Raw genomic sequence first — 22,707 nt, 5'->3', positions numbered from 1 at the left:
TGCTTTTCGCGCGCCGGAGCGTTACGCCAGTCCAACCTTGCCGCAGAAAACATGGTCACAGGGCTCTATGGATAACAGGTCATCCCCGGGAACAACGGACTGGCGCCTCCCGCGCCGGACTTCATCAGGGAACAGCCTCTCCGGCCAGTTCCGGATCGGAACCATCATCTGGGCCGTTGTCTATTTCCTGTTCTATATCGCACAGCAGCTCGCTGAACTGCTCGCCCCGCTCCTGCTGATCGCAGGGATCGGCTGGTCACTGCTGCCGCATCTGATCTCCGCAGCCTCAGGAAGTGCCGCAACAATCGATCCGCAGGCCAGCGATGCCGTCTCCCATATCGCCGGCGTCATCCCGCAGCAGATCATCCTCAGCGGACATACACTCACGCCGTCCGGACTGATCTTTGACGGAATCCTGCTCATGGCCGTCGCCGCTGCCGGCGCAACCGTCTCCGCTCTCGCCGCACGCTCGATGTAAAACGTGTCAGCCGGTACGCAACAGAAGGATCTGAACCCTCAGATCTTCTGCCCGTTCGCCGTACCGAAAAGCTGATACTCACGAAGCGCCTCAGCCGTCGGCACCTGAGACTGAACCGTGCCGTCCATCCCGTAAACTTCCGTCACGAGAATGCCCAGCGCAGGATCAATCCGCTGAACCGGATTCACAACCGGCGCCTCGGAAGACCACGTCTTCACCTGAAGCCCCTGCGCCTGAGTATCACGGGATTCCTGCTCAGAAGCATCCCCGTCAGAAACCGGAGCGATATCCGAAGCCGTTTTTTTCCCGACCGCTTCAGTAGGATCGCTGCCCGAAGCAGCATTCTTTACAGTGTTGACCTGCATGGCACGTTTTTCCGCGAAGTGTGTTTCATCCCCATTATACAACCAATAGTTGTTTTTCCAACTATTATTTCACCTATACCTGCTCGGCCCGGACAACACCTCGCACGGTTTTTATCGCCTGGGTCAGAACCGGACTGATGCGATACCGGCCACGCAGCCGGACCTCAACATTACACACCTCATCCACCGACGGCAGAAGAACAACCTGACCCGCCCCGCCCCGCTGTTCCTCCAGCATGGCCGCAATCCGCTCGACAGCAGACGCATTATCGAGCCAGATCCGCATCTCCCCGCCGCTCTGCCCCGCCATCTGCTCCAGATCGGCAAGATCCGTCGCCGTGATCCGCAAAGCCTCGCCCTCAAGCTTCAGATCCGCCGTCACAAGAACCGGACGCCCCGCAACCAGCATCTCACGCACCCGCCCGAGAACCTCGGAAAACAGCGTCACCTCGCATGAACCCGACGCATCGGACATCCTCAGCCACGCCATCTTGCTGCCACTGCGCGTCGGACGCTCCTTGCGATCGATCACACAACCCGCAATCTTCACACGGGTCACACCCGCCTCAGCCACCTGAGCCAGACGGGACATCGGCGTCACACCAAAACGACGCAGCGTCACACGATACGCATCCAGAGGATGCGCCGTCATATGAAACCCGATCGCCTCCGCCTCATACCCAAGCTTCTCGAAATCCGGCCAGTCAGGATCATCAGACAGCTTTAAAGGCTCCGGACGCGCAGGTCCGCCGAACAGACCGATCTGACCACTCGCCTCCTCCTGCGCCCGCAACTGCGCCCGGCGCAGCAGAGCCTCAACCGAAAGAAAAACCCTGGCCCGGTTCGGCTCCATGGAATCAAATGCCCCGGCCTTCGCCAGATTCTCAATCTGCATCTTGTTGAGCATCTTCGGATCAGCCCGGCTCGCAAAATCCGCCAGATCCTTAAACGGCTCATCCCCGCGACAGGCAACCAGAGCCTCCATCGCGGAAAGACCAACCTTCTTGACCGCCGCAAGCGCATAACGGATGCACAGAACCCCTTCCGCATCCGTCTCCACCGTAAAGTCAGGCCCCGAACGGTTGATGTCGGGCGGCAGAACCGCAATCCCCATGCGCTCCGCCTCCTGCCGCAGGGACGCCAGCTTGTCCGTCCTCTCCCGCGCCAGAGACATACAGGCCGCAAGAAACGGAACCGGATGATTGGCCTTCATCCAGGCCGTCTGATACGAAACCAGCGCATAAGCCGCAGCATGAGATTTATTAAAGCCGTAATCAGCAAATTTCGCCATGAGGTCAAAAACCTCAACAGCCTTCTCCTGCGGAATACCCCGACCCGTGGCTCCTTTCGTGAAAATCTCGCGCTGCTTGTCCATCTCCGCACGGATCTTCTTGCCCATCGCACGCCGGAGAAGATCAGCCCCGCCCAGACTGTACCCCGCCATCTTCTGGGCGATCTGCATCACCTGTTCCTGATAGACCATGATACCATAGGTCTCTTCCAGGATATCGCGGATCTCCTCATGCGGAGGCGCCCACGCCTCCCCGTGCTTTCTCCTGCAGTAATCAGGAATATTCGCCATCGGACCCGGCCGGTAAAGTGCAACCGCCGCAATCAGGTCCTCAAGACGCGTCGGACGCATCTGACGCAGGACATCCTTCATGCCCGCGCCTTCGAACTGGAACACACCCGCCGTATCCCCGCGCGAGAGCATCTCATAGGTCCGGGAATCATCGAGCGGTATCGCAGAAAGATCCACCTCCGTCCCGAGCTGCCGCAGGAAATTCACACCTCTCTTGAGAATCGTCAGCGTCGTCAGACCGAGGAAGTCAAACTTCACCAGCCCCGCCTGCTCGACAAACTTCATGTTGTACTGAGTGACAAGCATGTCGCTCTTCGGATCGCGATAAAGTGGAACAAGCTCCCGCAGATCCCGGTCCCCGATCACGACACCCGCCGCATGGGTCGAGGCATGACGGAACAGACCCTCAAGCTCCTGCGCAATCTCCAGAAGACGACGCAGGGCCTCGTCCCCGTCACGCATCTCCTGAAGCTTCTCCTCCCCCTCGATCGCCTGCCGCAGGGTCACCGGATTCGCCGGATTGTTCGGGATCAGCTCTGCAACACGATTGACCATCCCGTACGGCAGACCCAGAACACGCCCGGTATCACGCACCGCAGCCCGCGCCTGCAGCTTTCCGAAGGTGATGATCTGCGCCACACGATCGGCGCCATACTCATTGCGGACATAGGAAATCACCTCGTCCCGGCGGTCCTGACAGAAATCGATATCGAAGTCCGGCATCGACACACGCTCAGGATTCAGAAACCGCTCGAACAGAAGATTGAACGGCAGAGGATCAATATCCGTAATCGTCAGCGCCCAGGCAGCCAGAGACCCCGCACCCGATCCACGCCCCGGACCCACCGGAATATCGTGTGCCTTCGCCCACTGGATGAAGTCGGCAACGATCATGAAATAGCCGGGAAATCCCATATCGGAGATCACACCCAGCTCGAACTCCAGACGCTCCTCATAGGTCCGGCGGGTCTGCTCATCCATACCCGTGCCGGACAGACGCCGCGCCAGACCCTCGCGCGCCATCGCCCGCAGTGTCTCATCCTCCGTCGATCCCTCCCGCACCTTGGGACAGACCGGAAGCAGAGGACTGCGCGTCTCAACCTTCACCGAACACAGACGCGCAATCTCAAGCGTATTGTCACACGCATCCAGAAGATCGGAAAACAGCTCGCGCATCATCTCCGGCGGCTTGAACCACTGCTCCGGAGATACGCGCCAGCGCTCCTTCTCCGCCATCGTGCAGCCCTGCGCGATACAGATCAGCGCATCATGCGCCTCATGCATCGAACGCTTCGGAAAAAAACATTCATTCGTCGCAACAAGCGGAAGGGAAAACCGATCCGCCAGAGCAATCAGACCAGGCTCAACCCCCGCCTCCTGCGGCAGACCATGCCGGTTGAGCTCCATCCCCATATAATCGCCAAACGCATCGCGCATCATGCGCAGGAACAGCCCGGCCTCCTCCTCCTGCCCGTCCGCCATCATCCGGAAAACCGGACCGCGCGTCCCGCCCGTCAGCAGAAACAGACCCTCGGCCCGCGCCGCGATCATTTCCGCCGCAACCGTCGCCTCATCCCCGCTGGCCTCAAGAAACCCCGCGGAAGACAGATACTGAAGATTGAGAAGACCCGTCTCATTACGGGCAATCAGAACAACCGGCTCAGCCGGCGCGCCATGCTTACCAGACCGGGGCGGCAGGGCAATCTGACACCCGATCAGCGGCTGGATGCCCTTGCCGGAACAATACTGCGAAAACTCCAGCGCACCGAACAGATTGCCCGTATCCGCAATCCCGACCGCAGGCATCGCCATCTCCCTGGCCAGAGCGGCAATCTCGGGAACCCGGATCGCCCCCTGGCTCAGGGAATAGGCGGAATGAACGCGAAGATGGACAAAACCGGCATGTGACATGCCGGTCATTCTAGCACAGGAAAACCCCGCACCCGCGCCCTTATTTCACCAGAGCGCGACGAACCGCCCTGTGCCAGCCATCCAGCATGCTCTGACGCTGCCCGTCCTCCATCTTCGGACTGAACAGCCTGCCACGCGACCAGACCGAGGCAACCTCATCCAGATCAGACCACAGACCCGCACCGATACCGGCCAGGAACGCCGCCCCCATGGCCGTCGTCTCGATCTGGGCCGGACGCTCCACATCCGTCTGAACCATGTCCGCAAGAAACTGACAGAGCCAGTCATTGGCAGACATGCCGCCATCCACGCGAAGCTGCGTCGGACGGGCACCCCCGTCACTGACCATCGCCTTCACGAGATCATAGGTCTGATAAGCCACGGACTCGAGCGCCGCACGCGCGATATGCGCCGCCGTCGCATCCAGCGTCAGACCGCTGATCAGACCCCGCGCCTCAGGCTCCCAGTGCGGTGCACCAAGACCGACAAAGCCCGGAACCATGTAAACACCATGCGAATGCGGAATCCGCGTCGCCATGTCATCGGTCTGGGACGCATGCGTGATCAGATGCAGCCCGTCACGCAGCCACTTGATCGCCGCACCGGCCACAAACGCAGACCCCTCCAGAGCATAGGCCGTCCGGCCATCAATCCGGTAGGCAACCGTCGTCAGCATCCGCTGCGTCGATTTCACAGGCTTGTCACCCGTGTTCATCAGAACGAAACAGCCCGTGCCATAGGTGGACTTCACGGAACCCGGCTCGAAACACGCCTGACCGACAACCGCACACTGCTGATCACCCCCCATCCCCGCAACAGGAACGGAACGGCCCAGAATCTCGGGATCGGTCTCGCCGAAAATACAGCTGTTATCCCTCACCTCCGGAAGCAGGGATTTCGGAACCCCGACCATCGCAAGAAGATCGTCATCCCACTGCTGACGATGAATATCGAACAGCATCGTCCTCGACGCATTCGTAATATCCGTCGCATGAACACGACCGCCCGTCAGACGCCACAGCAGGAAACAGTCAATCGTCCCGGCCGCAAGCTCACCCTTCTCGGCACGCGCCCGGACGCCCTCAACATTCTCAAGAATCCAGGCCAGCTTGGTCGCAGAGAAATACGGATCCAGAACAAGACCGGTCCGCTCCGTCACCAGAGCCTCCCGACCCTTCTCCTTCAGACGCGCACACAGACGCGCCGTGCGGCGATCCTGCCAGACAATCGCATTGTAAACCGGCTGACCCGTCGCACGATCCCACACGACAATCGTCTCACGCTGGTTCGTAATGCCGATCGCCGCAATCGTCTCCGCACCGCCCGACGCCTCCACGGCCTCGCGCGCCGTATCCACCGTGTCGCGCCAGATATCCTCCGGATCATGCTCAACCCAGCCGGCATTGGGATAATGCTGCGTAAACTCCCGCCGCGCGACCGACAGCTCACGACCTTCACGGTCAAAAACGATGCTGCGGGTGGACGTGGTGCCCTGGTCAATCGCCAGAATACGATCCTGTCTGGTCATTCTTATATTCCTTCTTGCCTCGTCAGGATGATGCAGTTGCCTGATGATTCAGTTGCCGGACAGCTCATCCGGAACCCGCCTGTCCGCCATAAAGGGCTTGAGAAGACACTGGAAAGCACCGCCGCCGATCACACCGCCGATCAGCGGCGCAACAACCGGAACCCACCAGTAATTCATCGGACCCGGAAGCGCCTGCCCGCCCCAGCCGGCAAACCAGCAGAACAGACGCGGCCCGAAATCACGCGCCGGATTGATCGCCCAGGCCTCCAGATAACCGGCACTGGCCCCGATGATCGCGACCAGAAGACCAATCATCAGCGCGCCCATATTGGCCGTCGGAGCCATCGTGTTGAACTCATAGGTGATCGCGAAAATCCCGAACACCAGCATCGCCGTCAGAATGATCTCATCAGAAAACGCATGCATCGGCGTGATGAAATCACCCGGATGCGTGAAGAACACACCCGCCGCAGCCCCGTCATGCAGACGGTCAATCCCGTGCGTGAGGGCAAAATGATCAATCACGGGAGAAAACAGCGCATAGACCACAATCGCACCCAGAAAGCCCCCGACAACCTGAGCCGCAACATAAGGAACCGTCTTGCGCCACGGAAACCCGCGGAACAGAGCCAGAGCCAGCGTCACCGCCGGATTGGCATGCGTCCCCGAAACCATCCCCGTGGTGTAGATCGCAATGGTCACGCTCAGACCCCAGACAATACAAACCCCCCAGTACGCCAGCTTGTACGGGCTGGGATCATAAAGCGTATACATCGCCGCCACGGAATCCCCGAAAACGATGATGATAAATACCGCAATACACTCAGCGATCAGCTCGCCGATAAACTTCCTGCCTTCGCTCATTTCTGTTCTTCTTCTCACAGCGAAACAGGCCAGACCGGACCATCCGGTCTCAGCCGGAAACGACTGAATTCACATAGTCCGCAACAGCCTCACGCTCCTTCGCCGACAGATGCAGACCAAGCTTGCTCCGGCGCCACAGAACATCCTCCGGACGGCGGACCCACTCCTGTGAAACCAGATAGTCAACCTCGCGCGTGGTCAGACCACCCCCGAGATCCGTCCCCAGATCAGCCATGGACTGAGCCGAACCGAGAATCTCATAAGCCCGCGTGCCGTAGCTGCGCATCAGACGCCAGGCCAGCTGCTCCGGCAGGAACGGCGCCGCAGCCCTCAGACGGGCCAGAGCCCCCTCAAACCCGCCGACACCCAGATCACCGCCCGGCAGAGCCGCATCCGCCGTCCAGGACCCGCCACGAACTGCAGGCAGAACCGGCTCCAGCTTCTCCAGAGCATGTTCGGCAAGCTTGCGGAACGTCGTGATCTTGCCACCGAAAATCGACAGAAGCGGCGCACCGCCCTGCGTGTCCAGATCCAGAACGTAATCGCGCGTCACGGCAGACGCATTCTTGGCCGCATCATCATAAAGCGGACGCAGACCGGCATAGCTCCACACCGCATCGGACGGCTTCACATTCGTCGTGAAATACCTGTTCACACTCTCACACAGATAGCTCACCTCAGCCGGAGAAATCTCCACACGGCCCGGCTCCGCATTCCACGCCTCATCCGTCGTGCCGATCAGCGTAAACTTCTGCTCATAGGGAATGGCAAACACGATCCGCCTATCCGGATTCTGGAAAATATAACACTGCGGCCCGTCAAAAATCTGCGGAACGACAATGTGGCTCCCCTTCACAAGACGCACGGTCTTGGAATGAGACACCGAAAGCTGACGGTTCAGAAGATGCGCAACCCACGGACCACCCGCATTGACAATCGCACGCGCCCGCACCGAGGACGTCACCCCGCTGCTGCCGGACATGTCCTGAAGATCAGCCTCCCAGAACTCACCCTCACGACGCGCCCCCGTCAGCATCGTCCGCGTGCGGATCTCCGCCCCGCGATCCCGCGCATCCATCGCATTGAGCACCACCAGACGGCTGTCCTGAACCCAGCCGTCAGAATAGATGAAACCATACTCATATTCAGGCTTCAAAGGACGCCCGGCAGAATGCTGCCGCAGCTTCACCCCGCGGGACTTCGGAAGCTTCATCTTCGGCGCAAGATGATCATAAAGGAACAGACCCGCACGCAGCATCCAGCGCGGGCGCAGATCCTTCGAATGCGGCAGCACGAAACGCAGCGGCCACATGATGTGCGGCGCAATCGCCAGCAGACGGTCGCGCTCGATCAGCGCCTCGCGCACCAGCCGGAACTCGTAATATTCCAGATACCGCAGACCGCCATGAATCAGCTTCGTGCTGGAAGAGGAGGTATAGCTGGCAAGATCATCCTGCTCGACCAGCAGAACAGACGCCCCGCGCCCGGCCGCATCACGCGCAATTCCGGTCCCGTTCACCCCTCCGCCGATGATCAGCAGGTCATAAACCGGTTTTTCCTGTGCAGACATGACGGGTCCCGTTCGCTGTTTCTGGCAAGTGCTCGCCTTTATTCGTAAACGAACATTCACTCAGGAAGCAAGTAAAACCGAACATATTTATGTTCGCTTCCGAACATCTGGCGCAATGTGAAGCGCAACCCCGCTCTTCTCCAGAATCTCCCGCACCGGCAGCGGCGGCGGACGATCCGTGAAAAACGCACTCACCTGCGAAATATGCCCTGCCCTCACCAGCGGCCGGCGACTGAACTTCGTATGATCCGCTAACAGAAAAACATGCCGCGAGTTCCGCATGATCGTCCGCGCGCAGCGCACCTCATCCGCATCGAAATCCAGAAGCGTCCCGTCCTCATCGATTCCGCTGATCCCGACCACGCCGTAATCGGCACGATACCCCTCCAGAACCTCCAGAGCCGCAGGCCCGAGAATCCCCCCGTCCCGCACCCGCACCGTCCCGCCCGCCACCACGACACGGCACTCCGGATCCCGCGCCAGAACACTCGCGACATGCAGGTTGTTCGTAATCACACGCAGCCGCGCATGCCCCGACAGAGCCCGCGCAAAAGCCTCCGTCGTCGTGCCGATATTCACAAACAGGGACGCCCCGTCCGGAATGGCCGCAGCCGCACAGGCCCCGATCGCCTCCTTCTTGCTGCGATCAAGAATTTTCCTGTCGTAATAATCAATATTCTCAACAGAAGACGGAGCCGCCGCTCCCCCGTGATGCCGGATCAGCAGCCCCGCATCCGCCAGGGTCCGCACGTCACGCCGGATCGTCTGAACCGCAACCCCCGACAGCCGCGCCAGATCCTCATGAGAGGCATATCCCCTGCGGCAGACCTCGGAAATAATCGCCTGATGCCTCGGATTCATCCCGCCTGCTCCGCCCGGTCACGCGCCAGAACCGCCAGAACCGCCGCGCCATACCGCTCCAGCTTGGACCGCCCGACCCCGCGAACCTCTCCCAGGGTCGCAATCGAATCCGGACAGTCCAGAGCAATATCGTGCAGAACCGAGTCATGGAAAATGACATAAGGCGGAATGTCCTGCTCCTGCGCCTCACTCCGCCGCCAGGACCGCAGCGCAACAAACCGCCGCCGCGCCTCCTCCGGAAGATCCTCCGGAACCGCATTGCGCGAGACACCCGGACGCCGCTCTTCCTTGGGAACAAGAGGATCAACCCGCATCCGGATCTCCTCCTCCCCGCGCAGAACAGGCCGCGCCCGCTCCTGATCCAGAGCCAGCCCCCCGTGATCATCCGGCGCCATCAGAATGCCCCTGGCAATCAGCTGACGGCTGACACTGCGCCAGAACGCCTCCCCCTGATCCTTCCCGATCCCCCACACCGAAAGCCGCTCATGCCCGTGCTTCTCCACGGACTCCGTCACCTTCCCGCGCAGAACATTGATGACATGGATCAGACCGAACCGCTGTCCCGTCCGGTAAACCGCAGACAGCAGCTTGCGCGCCGCCTCCGTCCCGTCAAACGTCGCAACCGGCGTCCGGCAGTTGTCACAATGCCCGCAGGGCCCGGACAGAACCTCACCGAAACACGCCAGAAGCGCCGTCGTCCGGCAGCCCGTCGTCTCCGTCAGCGCATTCATCGCCTCCAGACGCCCGCGCATGATCCGCTTCTCACTGTCCGGAGCCTGGGACTGATCCAGCCAGTACCGCGCCCGGACCATGTCCTCCCCGCCATAAAGCAGAAGCGTATCCGACGGCAGACCATCACGCCCCGCACGCCCGATCTGCTGATAATACCCCTCCGGAGACGACGGCATGTCCAGATGAATCACCGCCCGCACGTCCGGACGGTCAATCCCCATCCCGAACGCAACCGTCGCGACAATCACAACCGGCTCCCCCGAACGGAACCGGATCAGAGCCGCACGCTTCTCCTGCGGAGACAGCGCCGCATGATAGGCCAGAGCCGGCCAGCCCTGCGTCACGAGCGACGCGGCAACACGCTCGGTCCGCGCACGGCTGCCGCAGTAGACAATACACGCCGCCCCCTCATGCGGTGCCAGAGCCGAAACGAGCTGTCGCATCTCCCCACCCTTGGGCAGGGCAGAGATAAACAGATTGGACCGGTGGAAACTCGCAACAAGCGTCTCCGCCTCTGGCATCGCCAGAGCCGAAAGAATGTCCTGCCGCGTCCGCGCATCCGCCGTCGCCGTCAGGGCAATCCGCGGAACCCCGGGAAAGGACTCCGGAAGACAGGCCAGAGCACGATACTCCGGCCGGAACTCATGCCCCCAGGCCGAAATACAATGCGCCTCATCAATCGCAATCACGGACACACGCTGCCGCGACAGCCGCGCAACCATCCCCGGAGCCAGAAGACGCTCGGGAGAAATATAGAGAAAATCCAGCTCACCGGCCGCAAGATCGGAACGGACCCGCGCCGCCTCCTCCGCAGGAAGCTCCGAATGCAGCGCCCCGGCATTGATCCCGAGCTGCCTCAGGGCCGCCACCTGATCATCCATCAGCGCAATCAGCGGAGAAATCACAAGCCCCGTCCCCGGACGGCACAGCCCCGGAACCTGGTAGCAGACACTCTTCCCGCCACCCGTGGGCATCAGGACAAGCACATCCCGCCCGTCCATGACACGCCCGACCGCCTGAGCCTGAAGCCCCCGGAAATCCGGAAACCCGAAAACCTCCCGCAGAACCAGAGCAGGATCGCGCCCGACAAACCGGTCGCGGACACTCACCTGATCCTCACCGGGAACCCAGCCCGGATCATCCGCAATATCTGCAAAAAAATCAGTCACGAAACCAGGATGGCCTGACCTTCGGAAATTTTCCAGACGTAATCAGGTTTTTCCACACCGGTCAGACGATGCGCGATCAGAATCACCGTCCGCCCCTCAGCCACACGGTTCAGAGTGGCCAGAAACTCCATCTCCGTCTGTGAATCGAGACCCGTCGCAGGCTCATCCAGAAGCAGAACCGGCGCACCGGACAGAAGCGTCCGCGCCAGCGCAATCCGCCGCCCCTGACCACCGGACACGCGAACACCACCCTCACCCAGCCAGGTATCAAGACCCTGCGGCAGCTCACGAACCACATCGCCGACAGCCGCATCATCCAGAGCCCGCCACAGATCATCCTCAGACGCGTCCGGACGCCCGAGCAGAAGATTGGCACGGATCGTATCATCAAACAGATGCGTCGCCTGAGACAGCCACGCCACACGCTGCCGCACGGACACATCCGAAACCGACGCAAGATCAGCCCCGCCCAGAAGAATCCGCCCGCCCTCAGGGGAGACAACCTTGAGAAGCAGAGCCGCCAGGCTGGACTTCCCCGCTCCCGACGGACCAAGGATCACAACGCGCGACCCGGCAGGAATATCAAGGCTGAGACGATCCAGAACCTTCGGACCGTCCTCGCGCCAGCGGAACGTCACGGAATCAAACCGGATATCCGTCTCCTCCGGCGCCGGAAGCAGCGCACCGCCCCCCGCACGCACTCGCCGCTCCTCAGGCCCCGCAGCCGCGACCACACGCCGCGCCGCAGCCCCCATCATGCCGGACAGCATCCCCGCCCGCGTCAGGGACGACACGCTCTCAAATCCCGCCAGAACCAGAAAGATCAGACCGACAGCCGGAACAACGGGAAGCACCGAAAACCCCGTCCCCGTCACGGCCAGAAGCAGAAGCACAACCGCACCATAACCGCACAGCCGCGACACACCATCCGCCAGAGCCATCCGCCACGCCAGAGCCGCCTGACACCGCATCAGCTCCTCATCCGCCTCACGCACCCGACCGAGCATCCGCTCCTCGGACCCGAACGCACGGATCTCACGAATCCCGCTCACAAGATCCAGAACCCCCACGCGCAGACGCCCCAGAGCCTGAAGCTGAACACCCCCCTCCTGGCGGCTGATCCGCATCGCCGTCACCGGAACGACAAAACAGGACACCAGAAACAGAAGCACCACGGCAGACGCCAGAGGCACGTCATAACGCGCCAGAGCAAACCACAGAACCGGCAGGATCACGCAGGCCGCAACGGCAGGCAGAAGCACACGAAGATAAAGCCCGTCCAGAGCCTCGATATCGCTCACAAGCCGCGACAAAAGCTCCCCCGCACGGCGGAAACCAAGCCCCGCCGCAGCCCCGCCCGCCAGCCTGCGGAAAAACCACACGCGCAGATCCGCCAGAGCCCGGAACATCGCCCCGTGCGCATAAAGCCGCTCGGCATAACGGAAAACAACCCGACACACACCCAGAACGGCCAGAGCCGAAGACCCCACGACCAGAGCCCCGGTCACAGCCCCCGAATACCGCAGACCGGCCCCGCGCATCAGCGCCAGACCACAGCCCAGAGCCACAACCGAAAGCACGACACCCGTCACCAGCCGCACACGCTGCGGCTTCCACAGACCGACAACCTCACGGATCGCCGCAACATCCGTCAGAGCCTCCTCCTGCCCGGCAAGATCCGCCAGAGCCTCGCTGGATTTTCTACGCCCGCGCATCATCAGACCTCCGAACCCCGGACGACACAGCCACCCGACAGAACGACACGATGCCCGGAAATCGCCTCAGCCGCCCCCGAATGCGTCGCCATGATCACCGTCCGCCGCGCCGCAAGACGCCGCAGACTCTCAAACACATCCGCCTCCGTCGCAGGATCGAGATGCGCCGTCGGCTCATCCAGAAGCAGAAGCGGCGCATCCTTCAGCCAGGCCCGGGCAATCGCAACACGCTGCGCCTGCCCGCCGGAAAGACCAAACCCGCCCTCACCCACCGGCGTATCCAGACCATCGGGAAGAGACGGAAGAAACCGGTCCACAGCCGCCGCACGCAGCGCCGTAAACAACTCCGCCTCCGTCGCCTCCGGACGCGCGAACAGAACGTTCTCACGCAGCGTCCCGGCAAAAAGAACCGGACGCTGCCCGATCCAGGACGTCATCCGCGCCAGACTGTCCGGTGCGATATCCCGCAGATCCGTGCCACTGAACAGAACACGACCGCTGCCAGGACGCACAAAGCCAAGCAGAAGCTCCATGACAGTCGATTTGCCAGACCCCGAAACCCCCGAAAGAATCAGCGCCTGCCCCGCGGGGACGGCAAAACTCACATCCGAAAGAGCCTGCCCCCGCGCCGGGTCCCACGTAAAACTCACATCCTCGAACGCAACAGAAACCCCCTCCGGCCCGACAGACTGCAAAGGCGCCCCCGCCTCGCGCTCCGCAAGCTCCGGAAGCTCCAGAACCGAAGACGCCAGCCCCTGGGCATGGGCACGATCCTGATAGGCCAGGGCAAGACCACGGAACGGCGCGAAATACTCAGGAACAAGCAGAAGAACGAACATCCCCCGCGTCACCGCAGCAGCCGGAGCCGCAACATGATCCGGATGCGCCGAAATCATCGCCTGAATCCCGCTCACACCATGCGCATCCGCAAGCGCGATCCCGATCAGGGCCACAACCATCGCAACATCGATGGAGGCAGAGGACAGAAACGCAACACGCAGGATTTTCATCGTCCGGACACGCAGATCAGACGCCGCCTCCGCCAGACGCCGCGCCTCATCCTCAGCCCGGCCCGCCAGAACAATCGTCGCAATCCCGCGGATACGGTCAAGAAACCGCGCCTGAAGCCGCGTCATCGCCAGAAACTGATTGCGCGACGCAACCGCCGCACCGATCCCGAACACCGCCTGACACACCGGAACCGCCGCACCGCAAACCAGAAGGATCAGAGCTGCAAACGGCTGAACCGCAAAAGCACACACAAGCAGAAGAGCCGGGATCGCCATCCACAGAACCGAAGCCGGAACCCAGCGCGAGAAATACCCGTCAGCCGCCTCGATCCGGTCAACGATCAGAGCCGCAAACGCCCCGCTGTGACTGCGCCGCAGCAGCGCAGGACCATGCGCCACGACACGCCCCATAACGTCCCGCCGCAGACGCCGCCGCGCCACCTCTCCGGCCCGCGCGGCCAGCCCCTCGGACACGATCCCCGCCACGACCCGCAAAAGCGCACAGACCGCAAACCCGGCCACACCCCATAAAGGAACACCGTCAGCCATGCCGGCCTCCGGCTCCGCACCGCCCCCGGCCATCGTACGCGCCAGAACCGGCCCGAGCACCGATGCAAGGCACCACATCTGCCCCGCCCCCAGAAGCGCGGAAACCATGGATATCAGAATAACGGGACTGCCCGCCCTGAACCCCAGCCGCATCTGCGCCTTCGTCCAGAGCCGTATCGCTGCCTTAGTGTCGCTCATACCGGCTCTATACCGGACTCCCGGACAACGAGACAGTCACCAGACGAAAAGGTGCCGTGTGCCACCGTCAGAACCCGCCCGGCACGCTGTTCCCGCTCTGCAACAGTTCCGCATGAAACGATGTCATTTTCTGAACCGGAAAAGATAAGATACAAATAATAACCAATTAAATATGGCGAATCGGTAAATATTTATAATACTGAATGAGTGCGACTCAGGCACTTGCAAGTAAAAATATTTGCAATTTTTTCTAAATTCCTGGACACGGAAATAAAAATATGGCCCGCGTCGTCAAAAATCCCTACTCCCAGTCCTCCTCTTCAAAGCTCTCCGTCCCCGAACTGACAAACGCCGATCTCAGCACCCTCGCAAATGATCCGGATACATTCTTCGAAAGTCCCGCAAACCGGGCCAAATTCTTCGGTGTCTCCGGAGATGTGCTCCGCAGGCGCCTGACGGATTACGGTATTAAAAACGGCATCGACAACGCCGCGATGATCAAGACGATCATCACCGTCATCGATATCTGAAGCCCTGATATCATGACCACATTCAGCTCAGAACCCGCCCCGGACTTCGAGCTGAGCAGATATGGCGAGCATATCGCCATATCTGTCACCAACTCCTGTCCGCTGAAATGCGCCCACTGCGTCTCAGGCTCCTCCCCGGACACGAACCGCGGCGCCCCGGGCCTCGCAGAAGCCTTCGGAGACTATCTCCGCCTGCGCCCCAACGTCAGCTTCGTCACCTTCACAGGCGGAGAACCCTTCCATCACACCAGAGAACTCAGACAGTTCGCCGCCATCGTCTCCGGACACGGCGCACGCTACGGCGCGATCACCAGCGCCTTCTGGGCAAAATCACCGGAAAGCTGCGAGAAAGCGCTCGCCGCCGTCCCGGACATAAAATTCATGACCGTCTCGACAGACGTGCATCACCAGTCCTTCATCCCCCTGGGCCACGTCCACAACGCCATGAAAGCCATGCGCGCCCGCAAGGCAAAAATAACCGTCCGCCTCACCCATGCTGAAATCATGACGGATGAGGAAAAAAACTCCGCGACGAACTCAGCGGATTTCTCAGACCGGAAGAAGCGCAACACGCTACGGGCTGTGCCCCTCAACCGGACCACACGTGTTCGAGGACGGACGCGTCATCCCCTGCTGCAACACCATCGTCTCGCTCAGAACCCGCGCACACCCGCTCGATTTCGGAAATATCCTGCTGGACAGCCCGGAACAGACAACACGACGGGAACAGGAAAACACGCTCTGGGCCGCCATCAAGTCACTCGGCTTCGACTGGCTGCGCGAACAGCTCGTCGCACATGACAGCCGCTTTGAAACCTACTGGCCCCTGAGCACCTGCGATTTCTGCTTCGATGTCTGCCAGGACGGACCCGTGCGGAGCGCCATACAGGACATCCTCGCACAGCCGCAGACCGCCCTGTTCATCCACGCCCTGCTGGCCCGGGAATACAACCACGACACATCCCGGAACATGCTGCCCGAACTGGCCCGCGCCTGCCTCAGACAGACAGCCGGTGCCGACAGCACCCCCCGCACACATCCCGAACTCACACCCTGAACACGAGACAGCCCGGATCAGAACACCGCCGAAGCCACGCCTCCCTCAGGAGAAAGGCTCCGGCGGATCCGCCAGAACAATCCCCCGGAACGTAAACCACGTCCCCTCATCCGGACGGCTTTTGACAGACATCCTCGCACCAAGCTGCCGGGAAAACCCGTTGATCAGACGCAGGCCAAGCCCGGAACTCTCCTTCGTCATGCCAATCCCGTTATCCCCGGCACGAACCGTCGCCATGTTCCCCTCCTTCCGCACAAGAAGAGAAACCTTCCCCTGACGACCATCCGGAAACGCATACTGCACCGCGTTGGTCATGATCTCCGTCAGAAGAAGAGTCAGAGGCACCGCCTGATCCGGCGTCAGGGTAATGTCATCCGCATCAAAATGCAGACGCACCTCCGCTGCCCCCTCCCGCGCGGAACTCCCGCTCAGAACGATCTGCGCGCTCAGCTCACGCAGAAAAGGCCGGACATGAAAGCTCTTGGTATCCCCGCTGTCATAAAGATACCGGTGCAGCGTCCCCAGAGACCGCACACGCTCACGCGCCCGCAGAACCTGAGCCTTCGCCTCCCGATCGGCAATCCGGCTCGCCTGAAGATTGAGAAGAGACGCAATGATCTGAAGATTGTTCTTCACACGGTGATGCGCTTCCTTAAGAAGCTCACGCTGCCCCTCAAGAGACAGCTCAAGCTCGGTCTCCCTGCGCGAGAGACGCGCCGTCACCAGATGAAACGCCCAGACAAACTGACGGAACTCCAGAGGCATCCCCCGGCGGCTGACCTGAAACTGACCCGTCTTCTCCCAGCTCACCGCAGCCGCCTTGAGCTTCTGCACGGGACGCAGGACAAGCTCCCTCGCACCGATCGCAACCCCGATCAGAGCCGCCGTCAGCATCCCGGCCAGAACAGCCAGCCAGACAACAAACAGACTGCCCGCACTGCGCTCGGCCGGAGACAGAGGCTTGCCCGCCAGAACAGGCACCGCCCCCCCCAGATACGCCGTCTGCCAGAGATACCCCTTTGAAACCCAGGCATCCGCCAGAGTCCGCCGCTGGTCTCCCGATGCCGAAAAAACAGCCTTTACACGGGAATCAGAAAGAATGTCCGGCGGCAGCGTCCAGCCACACTCCGGACAGATGGCAACAGCACCGGCGTCCTTGTTCAGAAGCCAGACCTGACTCCCCTCCAGCCCCTCCTCAGGATGAACCGAACCATGCGTGTCCGATATCAGTGGCAGAATGCTCTGCTCAAGCGGCATCGCCGCCACAACCTGACCCTGCGGAACCTCCCGGCTGGAATCACTGTACGTCGCAGACGGAGAAAACGCCCCGACCATAATCAGCAGATAGGGAACACCCCGGTCAGTCACGACGGAAAAAGGCGGATTGCCGGTCCGCTGAACATGGGAGACGACAACGTGCTCACAGTTCCCGCCCGAAGACGTCAGCTCACCCGACCGCCCGATCTCGCCGGACGGCTTCACACTGCCGATAAAACAGAACCTGCTCCCGCTGAGATTCTGAACCAGCATAACGTCACGGGCAAAAAGCTCGGAATAGGGATCAAGAACCGCCGTGGTCTCAAGAACGGAACCGATCCGGTCAACATCATGGTTGAGCCGGAACTTCATCCTCCGGACCAGATCCTGAAGCCCGACCTCGGAAGGCCGCGTCCACTGCTGATAGCTGTTCCAGATCAGAATGCTGCCGAGAACGGAAACCGGAGCAAGAGACCCGATCACGATCACTGACAGCCGGGCGTTGACCGAAGCCATACGCCTGCCAAGCAATCTACGTAGCGCGCGTAACATGCACAGACCGGCCCTCGTCACACATCCCGGAGCGCCCTCCCGCGGGCAGCCTGACCATAAAGCCGGACAGGGAAACCCTAATCCGGCTTGCCCCTGCTCTGCTCAATCAGGTCCAGAAGCTCCTGCGGAACCGGCTCGCTGGCCACATCATCAAACAGCTGATGCAGCCCCTTGCGCAGCCACAGATCAAATACAGGATCCGCAGCCTTCCCTGACGCTCCGGACTTCCTGTCCTTCTCCGTCATAAGAAAACACCCCGATCCGTAGTAATAGCCATCAGCCCGCAGCCATTCGCCCACACCAGAAATCAACACGACCGCGGCCCCCATTCAGACCATCTCCGGCTCGGAACGGCCGGAAACGGAAGTCGAGGTTCTCCGGCGACGAAGCAGCATCTCGCGCAGCTCGCCCGCCTTCTGACGCAGCCTGTCATCGGACGGAAGATCGCCGGACATCCAGGCCTCAAGCTGACGCCGGGCCCGGAACACCCTGCTCTTGGCCGTTCCTACAGCACACCCGGCAATTTCCGCGAGCTCCTGATAACTCATCCCCTGAAGCACAACAAGAACCAGAGCCTCACGCTGGTCAGCCGGCAGAAGACCCAGCGCAAGCGCCAGATCCTTCACAGCCAGACGATCTTCCTGGTCCGGATCAGTGGAAAGAAAGCTGCCCGGAACATCATCAATATCCGTCGTCGCCCGCTTGCGGCGCAGATCGGAAATGAAGCGGTTTCTCAGAATCCTGTGCATCCAGGCCGCAAAATTCGTACCCGGCGTAAAACTGTCCTGCGCCGACAGCGCATTGCACACCGCATCCTGAACCAGATCCTCAGCCGCTGCACGGTTGCGGGTCAGAGCCAGAGCCTGCACGCGAAGCTTCGGGAGAATCACCACCATCTGGTCATGAAATGTATCTGACATCGTTTTCGTTCTCCCTGCACTTTTGAAACATCAATGAACGGGAAAAACGAAAGGTTGCGAATTCATCTTCACATGAACGTGAGGTCACGCAACGCCGGACGGAACACCCCCCGCGGCACGCTGCTCGGACAGAAGCCGCCGCGCCCTCGACACCCGCGCCTTCACCGTGCCCACCGCAACCCCGGTGATCAGGGCAACCTCCTCACAGCTCATCCCCTGAGCCGCAACAAGAATCAGAGCCTCACGCATCCGGGGCGGAAGATCCCGCAGCATCCGGTCCAGATCCCGGATGTCATCCTGAATGACAGCACGCGGCGCATGAGACAGACTGATCCCCGCCTCCGCCTCATCCATCACCTCAGCCTCACGCCGGTGCCTGCGGACCTGCTCGAAAAACAGATTCCGCAGAATCGTAAACATCCACGCCTTCTGACTCGTCCCCTCGGTAAACTGGTCCTGAGCCGCCAGAGCACGGACGATCGTCTCCTGAACCAGATCATCCGCACGGACCGGATCATGGGTCAGAAACCGCGCGAAACCACGAAGAGCAGGCAGCAGCGAAACCAGAGAACCACGAAAGTTCTGATTTTCCGTGGTTTTTATGCCACCCTCCGCGTCTCTCACATCAAGTACCCTTTCGGATGCGTGCAGACCATGCAATCGTAATGACCCGCAACCGTTACCAGACGCGCAAAGGAGTCGACCCTGATGTCTGAGTCGCAGCGAAGCGAACTCATCCGTACCCTTCCCTATGCGCGCCGCTTCGCCCGGGCCCTTACCGGAAGCCAGTCCGACGGCGATCTTCTCGTTGCAGAAAGTCTGCGGGATCTCTCACGAAGCCCCTCCGGCCAGCTCGCCGCCCGCCTCACCCTGTATCAGGCCATTTGCGAACGGGCCGCAAGAGTTCTTTCAGACGCGGAAGACATCACCAGCCGGTGCCTCCTCCTCCTGATCTCACTCGAAGACCTCCCGGAGGAAGAAGCCGCAGACGTCCTCAGACTGTCCCCCGATCAGGCAGACACGCTGCTCGCGAAAACATATGAAACTCTGAAAGCCTCCGCCCGGACCTCGATCCTCATCATCGAGGACGAACCCGTCATCGCCATGGACATCGAAGACCAGGTCCGGGCCTGCGGACACACGATCGCCGGCGTCGCCCACACACACAAAGAGGCCGTGGCGCTTGCCCGGGAACAGAAACCCGGCCTCATCCTCGCAGACATCAACCTCGGAACCGGCGGGAACGGGATCGAGGCCGTGGCCGAAATCCTCCGGGACAACGACGTCCCGGTCATCTTCGTCACCGCCTATCCCGAATCCCTCCTGACCGGAAACACCGTGGAACCGGCCTTCGTCATCACAAAACCCTTCGAACCCACAACACTCGCCATCGCAACATACCAGGCCACATCCGGCGGCGTCCGCGTCCCCTGAATCAGCCGCCATAAAACCCCGTTCCCCGGATCACGCCCCCGGCAGGCAGTTTTTTTCTCCCCGCCCCTTGCGTGATCCCGCCCCCCGGACCAGTCTCCCGCGCATGGCACCCCCGGTTCTCGCACTCCAGGACATCACTCTCACCCTCGGCGGAAAACCCCTCCTCGGAGGCGCGGAACTCTCCGTCGCACCCGGAGAGAAAATCTGCCTCGTCGGCCGGAACGGCTCCGGCAAGTCCACATTGCTGAAAATCGCCGCAGGCATGCTGCAGGCCGATTCAGGAACCCGCTTCCTCCAGCCCGGATGCGCCCTGCAATACCTCCCCCAGGAACCGGACCTCTCAGGCCACGCAACAACCCTGGACTACGTGCAGGCCGGACTGACCGACCCCACGCAGGACTGGCGCGCAACCGCCATGCTCAGCGCACTGGGAATGACCGGAGAGGAAAACCCGGCCCATCTCTCCGGCGGAGAAGCCCGCCGCTGCGCCCTCGCCCGCGTTCTCGCCGCAGAACCCGACGTCCTGCTGCTGGATGAGCCGACAAACCATCTCGACGTCCCGGCCATCGAATGGCTGGAACGCGAACTGCTCTCCCTGCGCACCGCCATCGTCATCATCAGCCATGACCGCCGCATGCTCGAAACCGTCTCGAAAAGCGTGGTGTGGCTCGATCGCGGAACAAGCCGCAGACTGGATCAGAGCTTCGCGAAATTCGAAGCCTGGCGGGAAGACGTGCTCGAACAGGAAGAGCGCGACCTTCATAAACTCGACCGCCAGATCGCCCGGGAAGAAGACTGGATGCGCTACGGCGTCACCGCACGCCGCAAACGCAACGTCCGCCGCGTCGCGGAACTCGCCGCCCTCAGAACCACACGCCGCGAAACCGTCCGCGCACAGGGCAACGTCACCCTGACATCCCACGCCGCCGGAACATCAGGAAAACTCATCACCGTCGCGGAAAATATCTCGAAATCATGGGGCGAACGCCCGATCGTCAGAAACCTCGACCTCCGGGTCCTGCGCGGAGACCGCCTCGGAATCGTCGGCCCCAACGGCGCGGGAAAAACCACCCTGCTTCGCCTGCTCACCGGAGCGGATCAGCCCGACAGCGGAACCGTCACCACAGGCGCATCCCTCTCCATGGTCACACTGGACCAGCAGCGCCAGACCCTCAGCCCCGACACCACATTAAGCGACACCCTCACAGGCGGCAGCGGAGATATCGTCCAGGTCGGATCGGAAAAACGCCACGTCATCGGCTATATGAAAGACTTCCTGTTCCGGCCCGAACAGGCCAGAACCCCCGTCGGAAATCTCTCAGGCGGAGAACGCGGACGGCTCATGCTCGCCTGCGCCCTCGCAAAACCCTCCAACCTCCTGATCCTCGACGAACCGACAAACGATCTCGATATCGAAACCCTCGACCTGCTTCAGGACATGCTCGCCGCCTATGACGGCACCGTCATACTCGTCAGCCACGACCGAGACTTCCTCGACCGCGTCGCAACCTCCGTCCTCGTCGCGGAAGGTAACGGATCATGGGTCGAATACGCAGGCGGATACAGCGACATGCTCGCCCTGCGGAACAGCTTCACACAGGCCTCCGAACCGCCCGTATCCCGCCAGACCCAGACCCCGGCCGCCGCAGCCACACCGGCACAAGCCACACCGGCACAACGCAGCGCCCCCCGGAAAAAACTGAGCTACAAGGACCAGCACGCGCTCGACAGACTGCCCGAAGAAATAGCAGCGCTCGAGACACGGATCAGCACCCTGCGCGAAACCCTCGCAGACCCCGGGCTCTACACAAAAGACCCGAAAAAATTCACATCCCTCACGGACCAGCTGACCACCACAGAGGAAAATCTCACCCGCGCGGAAGAACAGTGGCTGGAACTGGAAATGAAAAAGGAAACCCTCGCCTCCGGCGATCAGGGCTGATTCCATCCGCCCCGCACACCCGCCCGATATCGAAAAATACCGGCAAAGACGCACCGAAGCTTCCCGAAAAAGCATCAATGGCACTGAGACATCACAAAATCCCTCTCATTCTGTGCCTCTCAGCCTCGCTGTGCCCGGGCATCACATCCGCCGCCACGGAATCATTTTCCGACCATAAAGTTCAGGTGACAGAACCCGCCCGCCGGCCACAGCTCAGACTTCGCTCAGATAGAGAACGCCGGTTCGCAACAATGCTGCGTAAGGCCAGAAGCCAGCCCGTTAATTTTGCCGGACATTTTGTTCTGACAACATGGGGATGCGGTGCCGGATGCGTCACGGGCGGCGTCATCAACGTTGCCACAGGGAACGTGACAATGCTCCCCTTCACCCTCTCGGACTGGCCGTTATACCAAAGGCGGTAGCCGCTGACTTGTGTGTGAAGTGACGATTGGCGTCAGTTCTGATTCTCTTGATTTGGGGAGG

19 protein-coding genes and 1 pseudogene are annotated in these 22,707 nt (G+C 61.2%); 6 read left to right on the top strand and 14 right to left on the bottom strand.

Annotation, left to right across the window (positions count from 1 at the left end; translation table 11 throughout):
- The first annotated feature begins 67 nt into the window (after positions 1–67).
- Complete coding sequence (locus LOC54_RS02505) at positions 68–478, top strand: hypothetical protein (RefSeq protein WP_279312243.1); 411 nt, start codon at positions 68–70, stop codon at positions 476–478.
- 38 nt (positions 479–516) lie between these two features.
- Here the strand turns inward: LOC54_RS02505 and LOC54_RS02500 are convergent, their stop codons facing one another.
- The 9 genes from LOC54_RS02500 to LOC54_RS02460 all read right to left on the bottom strand — a co-directional run bounded on the left by LOC54_RS02500 (position 517) and on the right by LOC54_RS02460 (position 14,532).
- Positions 517–843, bottom strand: coding sequence for a hypothetical protein (locus tag LOC54_RS02500; RefSeq protein WP_279312242.1), 327 nt, complete (start codon positions 841–843; stop codon positions 517–519).
- A 73-nt stretch (positions 844–916) separates the two neighbouring features.
- The gene (gene dnaE / locus LOC54_RS02495; RefSeq protein ID WP_279312261.1) at positions 917–4,336 is read right to left on the bottom strand and encodes a DNA polymerase III subunit alpha; all 3,420 of its coding nucleotides are present in this window, start codon (positions 4,334–4,336) and stop codon (positions 917–919) included.
- A gap of 40 nt (positions 4,337–4,376) precedes the next feature.
- Entirely contained in the window at positions 4,377–5,864 is a 1,488-nt protein-coding gene (gene glpK / locus LOC54_RS02490; protein WP_279312241.1) for a glycerol kinase GlpK, read from the bottom strand.
- 48 nt (positions 5,865–5,912) lie between these two features.
- Positions 5,913–6,728, bottom strand: a complete 816-nt coding sequence (locus LOC54_RS02485) for an aquaporin family protein (RefSeq protein ID WP_279312240.1) — start codon at positions 6,726–6,728, stop codon at positions 5,913–5,915.
- Between the two features lie 49 nt (positions 6,729–6,777).
- Positions 6,778–8,298 carry a glycerol-3-phosphate dehydrogenase gene (gene glpD, locus LOC54_RS02480; protein ID WP_279312239.1) on the bottom strand — a complete coding sequence of 507 codons (1,521 nt, stop codon included), beginning with the start codon at positions 8,296–8,298 and terminating at the stop codon, positions 6,778–6,780.
- An 87-nt stretch (positions 8,299–8,385) separates the two neighbouring features.
- On the bottom strand, positions 8,386–9,159 hold the full coding sequence (locus LOC54_RS02475; protein ID WP_279312238.1) for a DeoR family transcriptional regulator: 774 nt from the start codon (positions 9,157–9,159) through the stop codon (positions 8,386–8,388).
- On the bottom strand, positions 9,156–11,000 hold the full coding sequence (gene recQ, locus LOC54_RS02470) for a DNA helicase RecQ (RefSeq protein WP_279312260.1): 1,845 nt from the start codon (positions 10,998–11,000) through the stop codon (positions 9,156–9,158). The genes LOC54_RS02475 and recQ overlap by 4 nt, the downstream gene beginning before the upstream one ends.
- Before the next feature lie 56 nt (positions 11,001–11,056).
- Entirely contained in the window at positions 11,057–12,775 is a 1,719-nt protein-coding gene (cydC, locus tag LOC54_RS02465) for a thiol reductant ABC exporter subunit CydC (protein WP_279312259.1), read from the bottom strand.
- A 2-nt stretch (positions 12,776–12,777) separates the two neighbouring features.
- The gene (locus LOC54_RS02460) at positions 12,778–14,532 is read right to left on the bottom strand and encodes an ABC transporter ATP-binding protein/permease (RefSeq protein ID WP_279312237.1); all 1,755 of its coding nucleotides are present in this window, start codon (positions 14,530–14,532) and stop codon (positions 12,778–12,780) included.
- Between the two features lie 278 nt (positions 14,533–14,810).
- Here LOC54_RS02460 and LOC54_RS02455 point away from each other — a divergent pair, with 278 nt between their 5' ends.
- Both LOC54_RS02455 and LOC54_RS12325 read left to right on the top strand, forming a co-directional pair.
- The gene (locus LOC54_RS02455) at positions 14,811–15,062 is read left to right on the top strand and encodes a hypothetical protein (RefSeq protein ID WP_279312236.1); all 252 of its coding nucleotides are present in this window, start codon (positions 14,811–14,813) and stop codon (positions 15,060–15,062) included.
- Between the two features lie 12 nt (positions 15,063–15,074).
- Positions 15,075–15,338: pseudogene (locus LOC54_RS12325) on the top strand (4Fe-4S cluster-binding domain-containing protein); the annotation flags it as partial.
- A gap of 54 nt (positions 15,339–15,392) precedes the next feature.
- Here the strand turns inward: LOC54_RS12325 and LOC54_RS02450 are convergent.
- Positions 15,393–15,557 carry a hypothetical protein gene (locus LOC54_RS02450; protein ID WP_279312235.1) on the bottom strand — a complete coding sequence of 55 codons (165 nt, stop codon included), beginning with the start codon at positions 15,555–15,557 and terminating at the stop codon, positions 15,393–15,395.
- Positions 15,558–15,666: 109 nt separating this feature from the next.
- On the opposite strand from LOC54_RS02450, the gene LOC54_RS02445 reads away from it, so the two are divergent.
- Complete coding sequence (locus LOC54_RS02445; protein ID WP_279312234.1) at positions 15,667–16,119, top strand: hypothetical protein; 453 nt, start codon at positions 15,667–15,669, stop codon at positions 16,117–16,119.
- Between the two features lie 45 nt (positions 16,120–16,164).
- On the opposite strand, the gene LOC54_RS02440 is transcribed toward LOC54_RS02445, so the two are convergent.
- The 4 genes from LOC54_RS02440 to LOC54_RS02425 form a co-directional block, all read right to left on the bottom strand.
- Positions 16,165–17,892 (bottom strand): sensor histidine kinase, encoded by a 1,728-nt coding sequence (locus LOC54_RS02440; protein ID WP_279312233.1) that lies wholly within the window; start codon positions 17,890–17,892, stop codon positions 16,165–16,167.
- Between the two features lie 113 nt (positions 17,893–18,005).
- A complete protein-coding gene (locus LOC54_RS02435) occupies positions 18,006–18,257 on the bottom strand; it encodes a NepR family anti-sigma factor (RefSeq protein ID WP_347709381.1) in 252 nt (83 codons plus the stop codon).
- Complete coding sequence (locus LOC54_RS02430; protein WP_279312232.1) at positions 18,258–18,848, bottom strand: sigma-70 family RNA polymerase sigma factor; 591 nt, start codon at positions 18,846–18,848, stop codon at positions 18,258–18,260.
- A gap of 84 nt (positions 18,849–18,932) precedes the next feature.
- Positions 18,933–19,472, bottom strand: a complete 540-nt coding sequence (locus LOC54_RS02425; protein WP_279312231.1) for a sigma-70 family RNA polymerase sigma factor — start codon at positions 19,470–19,472, stop codon at positions 18,933–18,935.
- 84 nt (positions 19,473–19,556) lie between these two features.
- Here LOC54_RS02425 and LOC54_RS02420 point away from each other — a divergent pair, with 84 nt between their 5' ends.
- Positions 19,557–20,282 carry a PhyR family response regulator anti-anti-sigma factor gene (locus LOC54_RS02420; protein WP_279312230.1) on the top strand — a complete coding sequence of 242 codons (726 nt, stop codon included), beginning with the start codon at positions 19,557–19,559 and terminating at the stop codon, positions 20,280–20,282.
- Between the two features lie 103 nt (positions 20,283–20,385).
- Positions 20,386–22,224: an ABC-F family ATP-binding cassette domain-containing protein gene (locus LOC54_RS02415; protein ID WP_279312229.1), complete on the top strand. Its 1,839-nt coding sequence runs from the start codon at positions 20,386–20,388 to the stop codon at positions 22,222–22,224.
- Positions 22,225–22,707 lie beyond the last annotated feature (483 nt).

Source organism: Acetobacter sp. AN02, from assembly GCF_029759835.1.
Taxonomy (GTDB): domain Bacteria; phylum Pseudomonadota; class Alphaproteobacteria; order Acetobacterales; family Acetobacteraceae; genus Acetobacter.
Note: the sequence above shows the minus strand (reverse complement) of the source record. Positions and strands in the feature narration are given on the sequence as shown.